This window comes from Pseudomonas sp. R3-41 (genome assembly GCF_054161485.1).
In genome coordinates this window covers 2495414-2511904 of record NZ_CP096421.1, presented here as the reverse complement: position 1 = coordinate 2511904, position 16491 = coordinate 2495414, and the positions used below count along the sequence as shown (strand labels likewise).

Here is a 16491-nt window from a genome sequence, read left to right as displayed (position 1 = left end):
GCCATGCAAACTCTGAACACCAAGCTGCTGATCATCGGCGGCGGCCCGGGCGGTTACGTAGCGGCAATCCGCGCCGGCCAACTGGGCATTGAAACGATCCTGGTGGAAGGCCAGGCGCTGGGCGGTACCTGCCTGAATATCGGCTGCATCCCGTCCAAGGCGTTGATCCATGTGGCCGAGCAGTTCCACCAGACCCGGCATCACAGCCAGGGCTCAGCCTTGGGCATCACGGTTTCGGCGCCATCGCTGGACATCGGCAAGAGCGTGGAATGGAAGGACGGTATCGTCGATCGCCTGACCACCGGCGTCGCCGCGTTGCTGAAGAAGCACAAGGTCCAGGTCATTCACGGCTGGGCCAAGGTCATCGATGGCAAGACTGTCGAGGTCGGTGATACCCGCATCCAGTGCGAACATCTGCTGCTGGCCACCGGCTCGAAAAGCGTCAACCTGCCGATGCTGCCCGTGGGCGGGCCGATCATTTCCTCCACCGAAGCCCTCGCCCCCACCTCGGTGCCCAAGCACCTGGTGGTGGTCGGCGGTGGCTACATCGGCCTGGAGCTGGGCATTGCTTATCGCAAGCTCGGCGCCGAGGTCAGCGTGGTCGAGGCCCAGGAACGGATCCTGCCGGCCTACGACGGCGAGCTGACGCAACCGGTGCACGAGGCGCTCAAGCAATTGGGCGTGAAGCTGTACCTCAAGCACAGCGTCGAAGGGTTCGACGCCCAGGCCAGCACCTTGCAAGTGCGTGATCCCAATGGCGACACGTTGAACCTGGACACCGACCGGGTGCTGGTGGCGGTTGGACGCAAACCCAACACCCAGGGCTGGAACCTCGAAGCGCTGAACCTGGCGATGAACGGTGCGGCGGTGAAGATCGACAGCCGTTGCCAGACCAGCATGCGCAATGTCTGGGCCATCGGCGACTTGAGCGGCGAACCGATGCTCGCCCACCGGGCCATGGCCCAGGGCGAGATGGTCGCCGAGCTGATCGCCGGCCAGCACCGGGAATTCAACCCGACGGCCATCGCGGCGGTGTGCTTTACCGACCCGGAACTGGTCGTGGTGGGCAAGACGCCGGACGAGGCCAAGGCTGCCGGTCTGGATTGCATCGTGTCGAGCTTCCCGTTCGCCGCCAACGGCCGGGCCATGACCCTGGAATCGAAGAGCGGTTTCGTCCGCGTCGTGGCGCGCCGGGACAATCACTTGATCGTCGGCTGGCAAGCGGTTGGCGTGGGCGTGTCGGAGCTGTCCACCGCATTCGGCCAATCCTTGGAAATGGGTGCGCGCCTGGAGGACATCGCCGGCACCATCCATGCCCATCCAACCCTGGGCGAGGCCGTGCAGGAAGCGGCGTTGCGGGCGTTGGGGCATGCGTTGCATCTGTAGACGTGTAGCGCATCTGTAGGCATGAGTTTCACCTGTGGCGAGGGAGCTTGCTCCCGCTGGGCTGCGAAGCGGCCCTAATCCAAGCGACGGGATTATCCAGTCACACCGCGTTCACCGGGTTACGACTGCTTCGCAGCCGAGCGGGAGCAAGCTCCCTCGCCACGGGGAGTCGTCAGCAAATATCTCCTGCTCCTTATCGCGCAGGCTGCGAAACACCCCCGGAATGAAGTATTGTTGTCCCCATTCAAAACGTCAGAAGCCTTGAACCGTTTCGACGGTTGTCAGGAAATAGAGGGTGTCATGGGTAACGAGAGCATCAATTGGGACAAACTGGGCTTTGACTACATCAAGACCGACAAGCGCTACCTGTCGCACTGGCGCGATGGCGCCTGGGACACAGGCACCCTGACCGAAGACAACGTGCTGCACATCAGCGAGGGCTCCACTGCCCTGCACTACGGTCAGCAGTGCTTCGAAGGCCTGAAGGCCTATCGTTGCAAGGACGGTTCGATCAACCTGTTCCGCCCGGACCAGAACGCCGCCCGCATGCAACGCAGCTGCGCCCGCCTGCTGATGCCGTACGTCGACACCGAGCAGTTCGTCGAAGCCTGCAAGCAAGTGGTCCGCGCCAACGAGCGCTTCATCCCGCCGTATGGCACCGGCGGCGCGCTGTACCTGCGCCCGTTCGTGATCGGCGTGGGTGACAACATCGGCGTGCGCACCGCACCCGAGTTCATCTTCTCGATCTTCTGCATCCCGGTCGGCGCCTACTTCAAGGGCGGCCTGACCCCGCACAACTTCCTGATCTCCAGCTTCGACCGTGCCGCCCCGCAAGGCACCGGTGCGGCCAAGGTCGGTGGCAACTACGCCGCCAGCCTGATGCCCGGCTCCCAGGCCAAGAAGGCCAGTTTCGCCGACTGCATCTACCTGGATCCGCTGACCCACTCGAAAATCGAGGAAGTCGGCTCGGCCAACTTCTTCGGCATCACCCACGACAACAAATTCATCACCCCCAATTCCCCTTCGGTCCTGCCGGGCATCACCCGCCTGTCACTGATCGAACTGGCCAAATCGCGCCTGGGCCTGGAAGTGATCGAAGGCGACGTGTTCATCGACAAACTGGCGGACTTCAAGGAAGCCGGCGCCTGCGGTACCGCTGCGGTGATCACGCCGATTGGCGGCATCAGCTACAAGGACAAGCTGCACGTGTTCCACAGCGAAACCGAAGTCGGCCCGATCACCCAGAAGCTCTACAAAGAGCTGACCGGCGTGCAGACCGGCGACGTGGAAGCGCCGGCGGGTTGGATCGTCAAGGTTTGAGCCAACGCTTTTGTGGCGAGGGAGCTTGCTCCCGCTGGGCTGCGCAGCAGACCCAAGATCTTGCGGTCGCTGCGCAACCGAGCGGGAGCAAGCTCCCTCGCCACAGTGGCTACACCTGACTGAGTGGTGAGGTCAGTAACAAAAAGCCCACGCCTGTTCTTGCAGGGGTGGGCTTTTTTTACACTTCACTTCGCTCAGTTACTCCCGCCGTAAAACCGGCCACCGCCCCCAACGCTGGCGAAACCATCCGTAACCACTGACCAGCAAGATCCCGCCGAGCACCATCACCGCGCCAACGATAAAGTTCGGTTCCAGCGGCTCATCCAGCAACCAGACGCCAAATCCGACGCCGTACAGCGGCGTCATGAACGACAGCACCCCCAGTTGCGAAGCCAGGTAACGGCGTAGCAGGGAGAACCAGACCAGGAAACTGGCGAAGGACACCAGCAACACCTGGAACGCCATACTGGCGATGAGTTGCGGCGTGGGATTGATCGTCGTTTGTCCCAGCACCGCCGACATTCCGATCAACAGCACCCCGGCGCCCACCAATTGATAAAGCAGCGTCTGGCTGGCCGGTACGTCGGTCAACCGCGAACAACGAACCGTCACCGTGGTTGCGCCCCACAGCGCACCCGCCAGCAAGCCCATGCCATCGCCAAGCAATGAGCTACCGTTCGCTGCACCCGAGCCGCCACTGAAGGCCACCACGACCCCGCCGAATGCAACGGCGATGCCCAACCATTGCGCCGGTTTGAGACGCTCGCTCGGCAGTTTCCAGTGCAAGCCGAGGGCGGCGAACATCGGTGCGGTGTAGAGGAAAATCACCATGTGCGAAGCCGTCGTATGGCGCAAGCCTTCGCCCACCAATACGAACTCCAAGGCAAACAACAACCCCACCAGCAGGCCGGGGCGCCAACTGCCATCGGCCAGGGACAGACGCTCACCGCGGGCCAGCACCAACAGCCAGACCAGTACCGCGGCGATGGCCGAGCGCACGCCCAGCTGCAGCATCGGCGCCATGTCGACGGCACCGGCCTTGATCGCGACTTGCTGGAAACCCCAGATGGCACAGAGGCCAGTCATCAGGGCGCAGACCTGGCCATCCAAGGCACGGCGGGTGGTCATGGGAAAGGTCCTTTGGGCAGAAATAACAGATGAAAGGATTGTCTGCCTGACACCTTTGCTGGATATAGTGATTACCCGACAAGCCATCCCGGTAATCCGCCATTGCGGTCGATATGCAGCCTCCAGCCCAACACCTGAAGATTCCTCCGTTCGACGCGGCCCTGCCCTCGCCGATTTTCTTCCGCAGCGCCTGCATGCCGGCCCACGCCACTTACCCGCGGCACCGGCATGCCTGGGGTGAGTTCGTCTATTCCTACAGTGGGGTGATGGAAATCGAGATCGCCCAGCACCATTACCTGGCGCCACCGCAGTACGGCATCTGGCTGCCGCCGGACATGGAACACGTGGGCTTCAATCGGCATGAGGCCTGCCATTGTTCGCTGTACCTGGCGGCTGAACTGTGCGCTGCGCTGCCGGCGGTACCCTGCGCGCTGACCTTGAGCCCACTGATCCGCGCGTTGCTGGAAGAGCTGCGCAGCGACCCACCGAGCCAACCGCAGACGCCCGAGCAGCAGCGCTTGTTGCAGGTGCTGGTGGACAAACTGACGCAAGCGCCCCATGTCGGCAGTTACTTGCCTTTCTCCGATGACCCACTGCTGGGGCCCGTATTGCGGGCCCTGGAGGCGAACCCCAGCGACCCGCGTTCCTTGCCGCAACTGGCCCGCGCCGCCAACACCACCGAGCGCACACTGATGCGCCGGGCCCAACGGGACCTGGGCATGTCCTTGGTGGAATGGCGCCAGCGCCTGAAAGTCATCGAGGCCCTGGCCCTGCTGGAACGCGGCCAGAGCGTGGAAACCATCGGCCTGGACCTGGGCTACAGCAGCGCCTCGGCATTCATCAGCATGTTCCGCAAAATGATGGGCACCACGCCGGATGAATATCGGCGCAGGCACATGGCTGGGTGATGAGGGTGGTGCTGGAATGGCTATCGCGAGCAGGCTCGCTCCCACAGGGGATTTGGGGTGGACATGGGCCTTGTGTTCAGCGCAGGCCCACTGTGGGAGCGAGCTTGCTCGCGATAGCGGTGGATCAGCTTGCATGGAGGTTGGATGTGAAGGCCCCTTCGCGAGCAAGCTCGCTCCCACAGGGGATTTGGGGTGGTCATGGGTCTTGTGTTCAGCGCAGATCGATTGTGGGAGCGAGCCTGCTCGCGAAAGCGGTGGATCAGCTTGCATGGAGGTTGGATGTGAAGGCACCTTCGCGAGCAAGCCCGCTCCCACAGGGATCTTGGGTGGTCAGGGGTCTTGTGTTCAACGCAGGTCCACTGTGGGAGCGAGCCTGCTCGCGAAAGCGGTGGATCAGCTTGCATGGAGGGTGGATGTGAAGGCCCCTTCGCGAGCAGGCTCGCTCCCACAGGGGATTTGGGGGTGGTCATGGGCCTTGTGGTCAGCGCAGATCCATTGTGGGAGCGGGCTTGCTCGCGAAAACGCCAGTGGGTTTGACGTCGATTTCGGCATTGATCCCAAACCGCAACACCATCTCCCTGCGACCACTGGCCGTCACTCCCAGCGCCCGGCTGTCCAAATCCTGGATCACCCATTTGCGCTTGATCGCCACTTGCAGCAACGCCGCGCCCAAGGCTCCCCCCAGGTGCGGGCGGCGCATGCTCCAGTCCAGGCAGGGGCAGGCGAATCGGCGGCGTTGCGTGGCCAGGCGCTGGACATCGATACCCAATCCGTCGAACAGCGCCTCGCCGGATTCACTCAGTCGATAACCCTCGCCCTCCACCTCCACCTCCACCAACCACCCCATCTCGAGCATGCGATCGTGCAGGCGCACCGCCAATGTGCCGGCCATGTGGTCGTAGCAGGTGCGGGCAAATTGCAGGCGATCCGGCGTGCGCGGCGTGAAGGTCGGCGCGGCGCTCTGGCCGATCACCATCAGCGCCTCCAGTGCCTGGGCCACGCGCGGGTCCGCCAAACTGTAATAACGATGCCGCCCCTGGACATGCAGGCGCACCAGGGCCATCTGCTTGAGTTTCGCCAGATGGGCGCTGGCGGTTGAAGCGCTGACCTCGGCGATGCTCGCCAACTCGGTACTGGTGCGGGCATGGCCGTCCATCAGCGCACAGAGCATTCGGGTGCGGGCCGGCTCGGCGATGGCCGCGGCCACGTGGGACACGCCCAGATCATGTTGTTCTGCGTTCATATTTCGCTCCCTGACGAATCAAGCCATGCATCGACTGGAGATAGTAGCAACACTTTCTTCCTCACGAACAAGGCAGCGCTTCATGGACCCGATCACCGCCGCGACGCATCCCGACCCTTACCCTTTCTACGCCACCCTGCGCGCCGCCGGCGGTCTGGCCTTCGACCCCGGGCTGAACCTGTGGATCGCCAGCAGCGCCGAGGCAGTGTGTGCAGTCTTGCATCATCCCGATTGCCACGTGCGCCCGGCCCACGAGCCCGTGCCCAAGGCCATCGCCGGGGGGCCGGCCGGCCGCGTGTTCGGCCACCTGATGCGCATGAACGAAGGCGAACGCCAGCGGTGCCCGAGGGCGGCGATTGCGCCGGGGTTGCAGGACATCGCCCCCCGACAGGTCGAAGCACGGGTCAGGGCTCGCTTGTTCCGGGACGGCGCCGAAGGCCTGCATCAGGCCCAGTTCATCGGGCCGGTCAGCGTGGTCGCGGCGTTGCTGGGTTTCAACCCGACGGACAGTCACCTGATCAGCGAATTGACAGGGAGCTTCGTCGCCTGCCTGTCGCCCCTGAGCCAGGCGCCGCAACTGGACGCGGCGCACCGGGCCAGCGAGCAACTGGCCAGGTTGTTCGAGGAACGGATCGAGGCGCAGGACAACCCTTTGTTGACGCACATTGATCAAGGCTTCGAAGGCACGGCGCCGGACAGCAAGATCGCCAACCTGATCGGCCTGCTCTCGCAAACCTACGAAGCCACGGCTGGCCTGATCGGCAACACGCTGCTGGCGCTGATCGGCGACCCGGCGTTGCGCCAGGCACTGCGGGACGATCCGGCACAAGTCGGCCCGTTGCTGGCCGAAATCCAGCGTTTCGACCCGCCCGTGCAGAACACCCGCCGCTTCGTCGCCGCCCCTTGCGAAATCCTCGGCAGCGCCTTGAACCCCGGCGAAACGATCCTGGTGCTGCTGGCCTCGGCCAACCGCGACCCGCAGCTCAACCCACGACCGGACACGCTGTTGCTCGACCGGCCGAACCGCCGCAGTTTCAGCTTCGGCAGCGGGCGTCATGAATGTCCGGGCCAAACCCTGGCCATGGGCATCGCCCACGCCACCCTGGCGGTACTTCTGGAAAGCGAACCCGGATTGGAGCAGTTGACTTGGCGCTACCGTCCCTCGGTCAACGGACGCATCCCAGTGTTCAGCGAGCGATCCTGACCCGCTCCACGCCCCTCAATCGTCCCGGGTCAGGACTTCCAGCAACTCGATTTCGAAAATGAGGTTGGCGTTGGGCTTGATATGGGCGCCCATGGACCGCTCACCGTAGGCCAGGTGCGCCGGCACCAGCAGCTTGCGCTTGCCACCGACCTGCATGCCCATCAGGCCCAGGTCCCAGCCCTTGATGACGCGGCCGGTGCCGATCACGCATTGGAAGGGCTTACCGCGACTGTAGGACGAATCGAATTCGGTGCCGTCTTCAAGGGTGCCGCGGTATTGGGTGGTGATCAGCGCACCTTTGACTACGCTTTTGCCGTCGCCCTGTTGCAGGTCGATGATTTGCAGTTCTTCATTCATGGCGTATCCCTCGTGTGATCCTGGCGCGGGGTTTTCGCAGAAATCAGGGCCCATGGCAAACGTTGTCTGCCATGGCCACGGAACCGCAACGGCCTCTTCGGTTCACATGGGTATCGACCCTGCATTTCAGATAAGGATTTTCTGATGATCGACTCTCGCCCGCTCCACGGTTTCATTCCGCCGTACATCCTCAATCGCATCATTGCCCATGGCTCCGAGCAGCAACGCTCCAGCGCCCTCGGCACCTTGACCCACGTGCGCAACCTGCGGCACAACCCTGGCCCGCCCAGCCACCCGCCCGTCGCGGCCGCGCTGCCCAAGCCCGGCAAGGCCGGACACCCGCAACGCAGCGTGCACGACGCCCAGAACCGCATGGAACTGCCCGGCCAGCCGGTACGCCTGGAAGGCCAGCCGGCCAGTGGCGACCCGGCCGTGGACGAGGCCTACGATGCCCTCGGCGCCACCTATGATTTTTTCTGGAAGGTCCTGGGACGCGACTCCATCGACAACAAAGGCTTCGCCCTGGTGGGCAGCGTGCATTATGGCCAGGGCTATGAAAATGCCTTCTGGAACGGCGCGCAGATGGTATTCGGCGACGGCGATGGCGAAATCTTCCAGCGCTTCACCCGCTCCCTCGACGTGGTGGCCCACGAACTGGCCCATGGCGTCACCGAAAGCGAAGCCGGGTTGATCTACGCCAACCAGTCCGGTGCGCTGAACGAGTCCATCTCCGACGTGTTCGGCGTGCTGGTCAAGCAGTTCGTGCTCGAACAGACCGCCGACCAGGCCGACTGGCTGATCGGCGCCGACCTGCTCACCGACAAGATCAACGGCGACGGCCTGCGCAGCATGTCCAACCCCGGCACCGCCTACGACGACCCGTTGCTGGGCAAGGACCCACAACCGGCGCACATGCGCGAGTTCGTGATTACCCGTGAAGACAACGGTGGCGTGCACATCAACTCGGGCATTCCCAACCGGGCCTTTTATCTGGCGGCGACCACGCTGGGCGGATTTGCCTGGGAAAAGGCCGGCCGGATCTGGTATGAAACCTTGTGCGACCGAAGACTGGCCAATGACGCGTCCTTCAGCGCCTTCGCCCGCCTGACTGTCGAGCACGCCCGCCAGCGCTTCGGCACGCGGGAAGTGCAAGCGGTGCAGAACGGCTGGGCCCAGGTCGGCGTCGACCTGACACAGGAGAGCTGATGAAAACCCTTCCAGACCTCGACGACAAGGCCGTGGTACGGCTGTCGCGCCAGGGCGGCGTGGCCGCCATCCATGCGTTGACCCGGCCACGGGAAATCGAGTTCGCCCAGTGCGACCTCGACCAGCGCACCCGCATCTGCTCGGTCCTGGAGGGCTGCCTGCCGCTGACCTCCTCCACGCCCGGGCGCGGGGACCAGCGGTTTTTCCAGATCGAGGTGCGTTATCGCGCCAACGATCAGGACGACGAGATGGTGCTGCAGGTGCCCGAGGACCGGGCACCTGGCGAGTTGGTGCATTTGTGGGACAAAGGCGAAGTGCTTTAACGGGTGGCCGGAACGATCTTGACGATGGCGCCGGACACGGTTTCGATCAGCAAGTACTTGTCGTCGATCTGCACCCATTGCTGGTCGTTTGTCGGCTGCTCGAGTTCCTTCTGCTTCCAGTCTTTCACGGCCCTGTCCGCACGCTGGTAGTCCGCCGGTACCCGGTCGTTCTCCACCAACCTGCGGCCATTGCTCGGCGAATGCTCCAGGGCGTCACCGGTTTTCTCGACCGCTTGGGCGACAGGCCCGAAGGCGGTGAGGCCGGCGATCAGGAACAGGCTGGCGATCAGGGTGGGTTGGCGCATAGAAAAACTCCAAATTATTCAAAAGACTAGAATCTGGGACTGCGCGGGCGGCGAATCATTCCGTTTACTGTTGCTTCTGAAGGCCCCCTTCCCCTGTGGCGAGGGAGCTTGCTCCCGCTGGGTTGCGCAGCGACCCCAATCCAGGCAACGCGTTCATCCAGTGATACCGCATTCACCGGGTTTGCGACTGCTGCGCAGTCGAGCGGGAGCAAGCTCCCTCGCCACGGTTGTGCATGGCATAGTGGCAAGCCTGAACGACAACCCGCCGGACGGACCCACCATGAGCACCACCACCTCTTCCCCTGCCCTCAAGGAAATCTTCAATAACGCCCGCCTGGAGCACATCGCCGGCGAAATGCGCGGGGTGTACCCTGCCTTCGACGCCAAGGCGTTCTTGCACATGGCCAACGATGGGCTGGCCGATTTGTCGGTGATGCAGCGCATGGCCCGGGTCAGTGAGTGCCTGCACGCGGTGCTGCCCCTCGATTACGAGGCGTCGCTGGAGGTGCTGCGCGCCCTGGCTCCACGCCTGAACAGCATGTTCGTCAGCATGTTCCTGCCGCACTACGTGGCGTCCTACGGCCGGCAGCACTTCGACGTGTCGTTGGACGCGCTCAAGTATTTCACCCGGTTCGGCTCGTCGGAGTTCGCCGTGCGCCACTTCCTGCGGGACGACCTGGAACGCACCCTCAAAGTCATGCACGACTGGGCGCTGGACGCCAACGAGCACGTGCGCCGCCTCGCCAGCGAAGGCAGCCGGCCACGCTTGCCGTGGTCGTTCCACTTGGAGCCGATCCAGGCCAACCCCGACCTCGCCGCCGCGATCCTCGACACGCTCAAGGCCGACGACAGCCTTTATGTGCGCAAATCCGTGGCCAACCACCTCAACGATGTCACCAAGCAGCATCCCGACTGGGTACTGGACCAGATCGAAGGCTGGCCACTGCACGACCGTCACACGGCGTGGATCGCCCGGCATGCGCTGCGTAGCTTGATCAAGCAAGGCAACCCCAGGGCCCTGGGGGTGATCGGTGCCGGCGGCAAGGCGCAGGTCCAGGTGTTGGATTTGCAGGTGACGCCAGCGGTGATTCGCCTGGGGGAGCAGGTCACGCTGTCCTTCACCGTGCAATCAACCCTCGAACAGAGCCAGCGCCTGGTGATCGACTACGCCATCGACTACGTGAAGGCCTCGGGCGGCACCTCGGCGAAGGTCTTCAAGCTCAAGACCTTCGACCTGCCCGCCCAGGGTCGCGTCAACCTCAGCCGTTCCCAATACATTCGCGAGTTGACCACCCGCAAACACTACGCGGGCCGGCATGCCGTGCACCTGCTGGTCAACGGCGAGCGACTGGGTAGCACGGCGTTCGATATCGTTCCCTGAGGGCGTCTCAGACCACCGCCAGGCGTTTGGCCTGGCGAATCTCCTGCAGGAAACGCTCGGCCGGCAGCGGATGGCCCAACAGGTAACCTTGCAGCGAATCGCAGCCCAGCTGGGTCAGGAAGTCTTGCTGCACATCGGTCTCCACGCCTTCGGCGACGATCCGCAGGCCCAGCGCCTGGCCGAGGGCGACGATGGCCGAGACGATGGCCGCGTCATCGCTGTCGTGCTCCAGGTCACGCACGAAGCCGCGGTCGATCTTCAGCTCGTTGGCCGGCAGGCGCTTGAGGTACATCAGGCTCGAATAGCCGGTGCCAAAGTCGTCGATGGACAGATCCACGCCCATGTCAGACAGCTGTTGCAGCACCGTCATGCTCGCGTCCGCATCGCTCATGGCAGTGGTTTCGGTGATTTCCAGGGTCAGGCTGTTGGCCGGCAGTTTGTGCATCTCCAACGCCTTGGCCACGCTCTGCACCAAGCCGGTGTGGCAGAACTGCAAGGCCGAGAGGTTCACCGCGATGCGCCAGTCGGTATAGCCGAGCACGTACCATTCGCGCATCTGCCGGCAGGCTTCGTTCAGTACCCATTCGCCGATGGGGATGATCAAGCCAGTCTTTTCCGCCAGGTCGATGAACGTGTCGGGCATCAATAGGCCCTGGGTCGGGTGGGTCCAGCGCAACAAGGCTTCCGCCCCGACCGGACGGCCGTTGGCCGCGTCGAACTTGGGTTGGTAATGCAGGCTGAACTGCCGCTGTTCGACGGCCGTGCGCAAGTCTTGCAGCAGTTGCAATTGCTTGCGGGCATTGCTGTTCATCGAGGCGTCGAAAAAGCTGTAGCCATTTTTGCCGGCGCCCTTGGCGTGATACATCGCCGCATCGGCATTCATCAGCAGCTCTTCGGCGCTCTGGCCGTTGCCAGGGTAAACGGCGATGCCGACGCTGGCGGATATCTGCAAGTCATGATCAGCCACCCGGAACGTGCGCCCGATCAAGCCGACCTGACGGGCTGCCAGGCGCAGGGCATCGTCGGGCTCGGCCAGTTGCACCAATAGCACGAACTCGTCACCGCCGATCCGCGCCAGGGTGTCCTGGCTGCGCAGGTCTTCGCGCAGGCGCAGGGCCACGTCCCGCAGCAACAGATCGCCCATGTGGTGACCAAAGGCGTCGTTGACTGGCTTGAAACCGTCGAGGTCGATGAACATCAAGGCGAAGCAACCGCCCTGCTCTTGCACCCGATGCATGGCCTGGTCGATCCGATCGGCCAGCAGCACACGGTTGGGCAGTCCGGTGAGGGGGTCGTGCAGGGCCAACTGGGTCAGTTCCCGGTTGGCCTGGGTCAGGGACTGGGCCAGCTCGGCGGTGCGGGCTTCCAGGCGCGCATCGAGAATCGAGGTCAGCAGGGCAATGGCCAACACCGCCAGGGTGGTGATCAATACCAGATTGTCCAGGCCCTTGCCGCTCAAGCCATCCAGCGAGCCGCAAAAGCTGCCCTCGCTGAAGCGCGCCCCTGCCATGCCGGTGTAGTGCATGCCAACGATGGCGATGCCCATGATCACCGCGGCGCCCGCCCGTGCCAGACGCACGTGGGGGGTGTTCTGGCGCAGGCGAAAGGCAATCCACAGCGCCGCGGCAGACGCGCCGACGGCAATCACCAACGAAGCGGTGAACAGCGTCGGGTCGTAATCGATGCCCGGCTGCATCCGCAGCGCGGCCATGCCGGTGTAATGCATGGCGCTGATTCCGGCGCCCATGATCAGCGCACCGAAAGCCAACTGCCACGCCGGCAATCGCGGCTGGCTGACCAGCCACAAGGCAAACCCGCTGGAAAGAATCGCGGTCAGCAGCGACAACGCGGTGATCGGTAGGTCGTAGCCAAGCTCGATCGGCAAGGTGAACGCCAGCATGCCGATGAAATGCATGGACCAGATGCCCACTCCCATCGCCAGCGCGCCCCCGGTCATCCACAAATGCGCGGCGCGCCCCTTGGCGGTCGCGATCCGCCCGGCCAAATCCAGCGCGGTGTAGGAAGCCAGCACGGCAACAAACAAGGAAATCGAAACAAGGGCGGGGGAATAACTGCCGATGAGCATGGTTTTTTCTCGTAACAGGAGAACCGGACGGCTTCCATGCCCGGTGGGGGCCGGCGATTGTACTGAATCGTGGCTGGGACGCACGAACCAAATGTCAAAAAGCCATCAAACCTGGAATATTTTCGACGAAAGACACTACCGGCAGCAGGGTGAATATTTTTTTGGGGAGCCATCGCGATCTGCTCACCGCAGATGGCCTGCGGGAGCGGGCTTGCTCGCGAAGGCGGTGGATCAGCTTGCATAGATGTGGGATGTGCCGGCCTCTTCGCGAGCAAGCCCGCTCCCACAGGGTTAACCGGCTAGCCATCGGCCATGCGTCCACCGCAAATCCATTGTGGGAGCGAGCCTGCTCGCGATGGCGGTGGGTCAGCTTGCAGGGATGTTGGATGTGCTGGCCTCTTCGCGAGCAGGCTCGCTCCCACAAGGTTAACCGGCTAGCCATCGGCCATGCGTCCACCGCAAATCCATTGTGGGAGCGAGCCTGCTCGCGAAGGCGGTGGGCCAGCTTGCAGGGATGTTGGATGTGCTGGCCTCTTCGCGAGCAAGCTCGCTCCCACAGGTTAACCGGCTAGCTATCCGTCATGCGTCCACCGCAAATCCATCGTGGGAGCGAGCATCGATCAGGATGGCTCGTTGGCGGCGGCGATCCGGCGGATTCAGGAAGCGGGTGTGCAATTGATCGAGTCGAGCGCGATAGACCGCCGGCCCTTTGCCTGATGGCTCATACTAGGTTCTTTTCCGGACAGTGAGCCTCCATGCCCCTCCTCGCCCGCACCCACCCGCGTCTTTCCAGCGCCACGGTCCTTGGCCTGGCGGTGGGAATCCTGGTTCCCGTGGACTCGATCATCAGCAAGGTCCTGATCGGCTGGAATGCCGGGGTCTGGACCTACCTGGTGCTGATGTTCTGGCTGACCGTGCGGGCCAAGGCGCCCGATGTGAAACGCATCGCCGAAATCGAAGATGAAAATGCCGGGCTGGTGCTGCTGATGGTCTGCGTCGCGGCATTGGCCAGCCTGGCGACCATCACCTTCGAGCTGGCAGGCAGCCGCGACCTGCAAGCCGCCGGCAAGCTGTTGCATTACGGCTTCACGGCGATGACCGTGACCGGTTCATGGTTGCTGATCGGGGTGATTTTCAGCGTTCACTACGCGCGGTTGTATTACACCTGGGACGGCAAGGAGCCGGCGCTGCGGTTTGCCGAAGGGCTGACCACGCCCAACTATTGGGACTTCCTCTACTTCTCTTTCACCATCGGCGTGGCGGTGCAGACCTCGGATGTGGGAGTTGCCACGCGGCAATTGCGCAAGATCGTGTTGGCGCAATCGTTGATCGGGTTTGTGTTCAACACGGCGATCCTGGGATTTTCGATCAATATTGCGGCGGGGTTGTTTGGGTGAGGCGCATTTGGGGCCGCTTGGCGGCCCAGCGGGAGCAAGCTCCCTCGCCACAGGGTCAGCGTCGGGCAATAGACAGCGCGGGGAAGCTCAGGACGGTGTCGGCAACCACAACTTGAAGCGCGCCCCGCCCAGTGGCGAAGCCTCGACAGTCAACGTCCCGCCCTGGGCTTCCAGGGCCCGGCGGCTGATGGCCAGGCCGAGGCCAAAACCGCCCGTGGCGCGGTCGCGGCTGCGGTCCAGGCGATAGAACGGTTCGAACACGCGCTCGCGCTCGCTGTCGGGAATGCCGATGCCGTCGTCGTCGACCCAGATCTCACAGCCTTGGTCACCGACCAGCACACCGACCTGGATGCGCTTTTCGCAATACCGCATGGCATTGCGCAGCAGGTTCTGCAACGCTCGGGCGGTCAGGCGCGGGTCCAGCACGAAACGCTCCAACGCCCCGTGCAACAGCACGTCGATGACCACATCCGGCGCCGCCAGGTCCTCGTCGACGCTGCCCAGGATGCTGTCGATGAATTCGTCCAGCGCCACGTCGACCCGTTCGGGCAGGCGCTGGGGGTTTTGCAAACGGCTGTAGGAGAGCAGTTCCAGCACCAACTCATCGAGTTCGCGAATGTGCGCCACCAACCCTTGCAGGCGCTCGCGGCTGGGCGCCGGCAGGTCATCGGACAGCGCCAGGGCCAGGCCGAAATCGAGCCGCGTCAGGGGCGTGCGCAATTCGTGGGACACGGCGTTGAGCAAGTCCCTCTGTTGGTTGAGCAGATTCTCGATGTCCCCCGCCATCGTGTCGAACACATGGGCCAGGCTGCCAATGTTCGAGCTGGAAGCGATGTGCGTACGCTCATCCAAATGACCTTTACCAAAACGTTCGGCGGTGCGCCTGAGGCGCTCCAGGTCACGCCAGTGCGGCCGCAGCCAGAGCAACAGGCAGGCCAGCATCGTCGCGCCGATCAACACGTTGATGCTCCAGTACAACCAACTGACATCGGCCGGGTCCGGCGGCACGACCATCTTCACCGCCGTGCGCTCGTCCAGCGGTGCCGCCGCCAGGGTTCGCCAGGCCCAGTCGCCGAGGCGTACCACGTTCTCGCCGCGCTTGAGACGCGCCTGCTCATCGGCGCTGAAGCCCTCGTCATCGACCGCGGCCAGTTCGATGCGCAGCGGCTCGAACTCCTTGTCCATCTGCGCCGCCAGCGCCGGCCACTGCTCGCTGGGCACGGCGCGGAACTGCTTGATCATCAGGGTTTGCAGGCCCCGGGAATAATCGAGGTTGTAGGTCAGGAAACGCTCCTGGAACAGGCGGATCACCAGCTCCGGCATCAGGTAGATCGCCGCGCTGTAGGAGACGATGGTGACCAGGTACAGACGAATCAGCAGCTTCCACATCGGCTCAGCATTCCCACTCGGAACGACTGAACAGATAACCCTTGCCCCACACGGTCTTGATCTTGCGGGCTTCGTCGGCGTTGTCATCGAACTTGCGCCGCAGCTTGGAAATCGCCACGTCCACCGAACGGTCGGTGCCGTTGAATTCGATGCCCCGCAGGCGTTGCAGGATCTGGTCACGGCTCAGCACTTCGCCGGAATGCCGGGCCAGCACCACCAGCAGGTTGTATTCACCACTGGACAACTCCACCGGCTGCCCGCGCCAGGTCACGGTGCGCTCGGAGAGGTCGATGCACAGGTTGCCCATGAGGATGCGGTCGTTGGCCGTCTGCGGCTCGGTGAGGCTGCTGCGGCGCAACAAGGTGCGCACCCGCGCCAGCAACACCCGGGGCTCGCAAGGCTTGGTGACGTAGTCGTCGGCGCCCATTTCCAGGCCCAGGACCTGGTCGTGGCTGTCGTCCCGGGCGGTGAGCATCAGGATCGGCAAAGTCGCCGAGTCGGCCCGCAGCAGGCGGCAGACCTGCAAGCCGTCCAGCCCCGGCAGCATCAGGTCGAGGATCACCAGGTCCGGCGGATCGACCCGCGCCCGTTCACGCACATGATCGCCACGGCTGAGCACGCTGACCTGATAGCCGTTGCGTTCCAGGTAACTGGCGATCAGTTCGGAGAGTGCGGTGTCGTCTTCGACCAGGAGGATGTTGGGCATGGGTGTTTCCAGAAAAAGTACTGTGGCGCCCAATAGATCGCCTTCGCGAGCAAGCCCGCTCCCACAGGGTTCGCGTGACCACTGTGGGAGCGGGCTTGCTCGCGAAGGCGTCACTACAGTCACCAAGGAATCAAGCTGCCAAGGATATACGC

15 protein-coding genes are annotated in these 16491 nt (G+C 63.6%); 8 read left to right on the top strand and 7 right to left on the bottom strand.

Annotation, left to right across the window (positions count from 1 at the left end; genetic code table 11):
* Positions 1 to 3: 3 nt before the first annotated feature.
* Together lpdA and M1D99_RS11375 are read left to right on the top strand one after the other, a co-directional pair.
* A complete protein-coding gene (gene lpdA, locus M1D99_RS11380) occupies positions 4 to 1386 on the top strand; it encodes a dihydrolipoyl dehydrogenase (protein ID WP_186729721.1) in 1383 nt (460 codons plus the stop codon).
* Between the two features lie 300 nt (positions 1387 to 1686).
* The gene (locus M1D99_RS11375; protein ID WP_458132128.1) at positions 1687 to 2706 is read left to right on the top strand and encodes a branched-chain amino acid aminotransferase; all 1020 of its coding nucleotides are present in this window, start codon (positions 1687 to 1689) and stop codon (positions 2704 to 2706) included.
* 198 nt (positions 2707 to 2904) lie between these two features.
* On the opposite strand, the gene M1D99_RS11370 is transcribed toward M1D99_RS11375, so the two are convergent.
* Complete coding sequence (locus tag M1D99_RS11370) at positions 2905 to 3834, bottom strand: DMT family transporter (protein ID WP_434575323.1); 930 nt, start codon at positions 3832 to 3834, stop codon at positions 2905 to 2907.
* A gap of 113 nt (positions 3835 to 3947) precedes the next feature.
* Here M1D99_RS11370 and M1D99_RS11365 point away from each other — a divergent pair, with 113 nt between their 5' ends.
* Entirely contained in the window at positions 3948 to 4742 is a 795-nt protein-coding gene (locus tag M1D99_RS11365) for an AraC family transcriptional regulator (RefSeq protein WP_186706150.1), read from the top strand.
* A gap of 481 nt (positions 4743 to 5223) precedes the next feature.
* Here M1D99_RS11365 and M1D99_RS11360 read toward each other — a convergent pair whose 3' ends face one another.
* Complete coding sequence (locus tag M1D99_RS11360; protein WP_458131792.1) at positions 5224 to 5985, bottom strand: ArsR/SmtB family transcription factor; 762 nt, start codon at positions 5983 to 5985, stop codon at positions 5224 to 5226.
* 82 nt (positions 5986 to 6067) lie between these two features.
* Between M1D99_RS11360 and M1D99_RS11355 the strand changes: the two genes are divergently transcribed.
* Positions 6068 to 7189, top strand: a complete 1122-nt coding sequence (locus M1D99_RS11355) for a cytochrome P450 (RefSeq protein WP_434575319.1) — start codon at positions 6068 to 6070, stop codon at positions 7187 to 7189.
* A 15-nt stretch (positions 7190 to 7204) separates the two neighbouring features.
* Here M1D99_RS11355 and M1D99_RS11350 read toward each other — a convergent pair whose 3' ends face one another.
* Positions 7205 to 7546: an FKBP-type peptidyl-prolyl cis-trans isomerase gene (locus M1D99_RS11350; protein ID WP_092254046.1), complete on the bottom strand. Its 342-nt coding sequence runs from the start codon at positions 7544 to 7546 to the stop codon at positions 7205 to 7207.
* Positions 7547 to 7690: 144 nt separating this feature from the next.
* On the opposite strand from M1D99_RS11350, the gene M1D99_RS11345 reads away from it, so the two are divergent.
* Both M1D99_RS11345 and M1D99_RS11340 read left to right on the top strand, forming a co-directional pair.
* Positions 7691 to 8752, top strand: a complete 1062-nt coding sequence (locus M1D99_RS11345; protein ID WP_411387197.1) for a M4 family metallopeptidase — start codon at positions 7691 to 7693, stop codon at positions 8750 to 8752.
* On the top strand, positions 8752 to 9075 hold the full coding sequence (locus tag M1D99_RS11340) for a protealysin inhibitor emfourin (RefSeq protein ID WP_053122893.1): 324 nt from the start codon (positions 8752 to 8754) through the stop codon (positions 9073 to 9075). The genes M1D99_RS11345 and M1D99_RS11340 overlap by 1 nt, the downstream gene beginning before the upstream one ends.
* Here the strand turns inward: M1D99_RS11340 and M1D99_RS11335 are convergent.
* Positions 9072 to 9380: an RcnB family protein gene (locus M1D99_RS11335; RefSeq protein WP_186706146.1), complete on the bottom strand. Its 309-nt coding sequence runs from the start codon at positions 9378 to 9380 to the stop codon at positions 9072 to 9074. The genes M1D99_RS11340 and M1D99_RS11335 overlap by 4 nt on opposite strands.
* Before the next feature lie 280 nt (positions 9381 to 9660).
* Here M1D99_RS11335 and M1D99_RS11330 point away from each other — a divergent pair, with 280 nt between their 5' ends.
* Positions 9661 to 10761: a DNA alkylation repair protein gene (locus M1D99_RS11330; protein WP_186729717.1), complete on the top strand. Its 1101-nt coding sequence runs from the start codon at positions 9661 to 9663 to the stop codon at positions 10759 to 10761.
* A gap of 7 nt (positions 10762 to 10768) precedes the next feature.
* On the opposite strand, the gene M1D99_RS11325 is transcribed toward M1D99_RS11330, so the two are convergent.
* Positions 10769 to 12847 (bottom strand): putative bifunctional diguanylate cyclase/phosphodiesterase, encoded by a 2079-nt coding sequence (locus tag M1D99_RS11325; RefSeq protein ID WP_458131791.1) that lies wholly within the window; start codon positions 12845 to 12847, stop codon positions 10769 to 10771.
* 755 nt (positions 12848 to 13602) lie between these two features.
* On the opposite strand from M1D99_RS11325, the gene M1D99_RS11320 reads away from it, so the two are divergent.
* On the top strand, positions 13603 to 14244 hold the full coding sequence (locus tag M1D99_RS11320; protein ID WP_434575312.1) for a DUF1345 domain-containing protein: 642 nt from the start codon (positions 13603 to 13605) through the stop codon (positions 14242 to 14244).
* Positions 14245 to 14331: 87 nt separating this feature from the next.
* On the opposite strand, the gene M1D99_RS11315 is transcribed toward M1D99_RS11320, so the two are convergent.
* Together M1D99_RS11315 and M1D99_RS11310 are read right to left on the bottom strand one after the other, a co-directional pair.
* Complete coding sequence (locus M1D99_RS11315; RefSeq protein ID WP_434575310.1) at positions 14332 to 15633, bottom strand: ATP-binding protein; 1302 nt, start codon at positions 15631 to 15633, stop codon at positions 14332 to 14334.
* A 4-nt stretch (positions 15634 to 15637) separates the two neighbouring features.
* Complete coding sequence (locus M1D99_RS11310) at positions 15638 to 16339, bottom strand: response regulator transcription factor (RefSeq protein WP_122566285.1); 702 nt, start codon at positions 16337 to 16339, stop codon at positions 15638 to 15640.
* Between the last annotated feature and the right edge of the window lie 152 nt (positions 16340 to 16491).